Source organism: Streptomyces milbemycinicus, from assembly GCF_002154605.1.
In the GTDB taxonomy this organism is placed as follows: Bacteria; Actinomycetota; Actinomycetes; order Streptomycetales; family Streptomycetaceae; genus Streptomyces; species Streptomyces milbemycinicus.
The window spans coordinates 1-1,454 of the sequence record NZ_MUNE01000801.1 but is presented as its reverse complement, the minus strand read 5'-3'; the positions used below and the strand labels follow the sequence as shown (position 1 = coordinate 1,454).

The following is a 1,454-nucleotide window of genomic DNA, read 5'->3' as shown; positions in this document are numbered from 1 at the left end:
TCCCCGCCGCACGGCGCGCTGGGCCAGGCCCCCGCCGCGCAGCGCGCATGAGCGCCGGCTCACGCGCGTGATGATCCGGGCCGCGGCCCGGGCGCCGCGGTCGGCCGAGTCCCTGGAGCCGTGCGCTGCTAAGGAGCGCCGCGCCCCGCGGCTGCCGCGCCGCGGCAGCCGCGCCCGGACAGCGGTCGGCCCGGCCCAGGCACTGCCTGGGCCGGGCCGAGGCGTCAGCCGGGTCGCGGCACACCAGCGAGACCGTGGCGCGACGCCACATCGCGGCGCGTCAGCCGACCGGCGCGTCAGCCGACCGCCGCGTCAGCCGAGGAGCCCGCCGAGGGCGCCGCCGCTCTCCGGGGAGCTCTCGCCGTAGCCGTACGAGTCGCCGGACGTGCCGCCGCTGCCTGTGACCGCCTCGGGCCAGGTCTCGCCCTCGCCGATGCCGAGACCGCCCCGGCCGCCCCGGCCGGTCCGCGCACCCGCCGACGACGGCCCTTCCGTGGTCTCCGGGTCGGCGGCGGGCCGCCGCGGCTGCCCGGGGGCGGTCCGCGCGCCGCTGTGCGACGGACGGGGGCGGTGGGAGCCGCCGGCCGGGGCCGATGCGCTGGGCGAGCCCTCGGAGGAGGCCGCCGACGGGGTGGTCGGGCTGGTCCGCGGGGCGCGCGGGGACGGCGCCCCACCCGCGCCGAGGGGGCCGCGGGTGGCGCCGCTGGGGCTCTGATCGGCCCGCCGGGGCAGCGGCGAACCGGGCAGGTTGTTCGTCGGAGTGTCGCTCGGCTCCGGTCCGCGCACCGTCTCCGAGGCCCGTACGGCGCCGCCGAGCATCGAGCCGAGCAGCAGCGTCACCCCGACCACGATCATCGCCATGAAGCCGCCCCGGCGCAGCACCCGCCGCCGCAGCGCCCACAGCCCGACCCGCGGCCCGAGCCGCCGCCACGCCTCGCCCGCGAGCCGGGCGTCCGTCGAGTACACCGGGGCGCCCGCGATGATCAGCGGGCTCCAGGCGGCGAGGTAGATGATGTCCGGCGCGTCGTACACCGGTACGGTCCGCCAGCTCACGGTCAGGATCAGCGCGGCCGACAGCGACGCGCCGAAGAAGGCCGCCAGCCGCTGCCACAGCCCCAGCACCGTCAGCACGCCGACGACGACCTGGAGGAAGGCCACCGTCAGGCCCGCGCCCACCGGATGCCCGAGCGCGAAGTCGCGCAGCGGCTCGGCGATCGCCCAGGGGTGCAGCGAACGCAGCCAGGTGACCATCGAACCGCGCTCGCCGCCGTCGAAGTAGACCGGGTCGGAGAGCTTGCCCATACCGGCGTAGATGGAGATGAGGCCGAGGAAGACACGCAGCGGGAGCAGCACCACGCCCAGGTTCATCCGGCGGCCGGGGTAGTAGGCGTGCCGTACGGACTCGGCGTGGCGGCGCGGGCGCGGCACCTCGGCGCCCCGGCTCCCGCTCCCGC

The 1,454-nt window shown here is 78.5% G+C and carries 1 protein-coding gene; it reads right to left on the bottom strand.

Going from position 1 to position 1,454, the window contains the following annotated elements; all coding sequences use genetic code 11:
- Positions 1-312: 312 nt before the first annotated feature.
- The coding region (locus tag CCN51_RS46600; RefSeq protein ID WP_107426263.1) for a DoxX family membrane protein at positions 313-1,454 on the bottom strand (1,142 nt) is incomplete at its 5' end.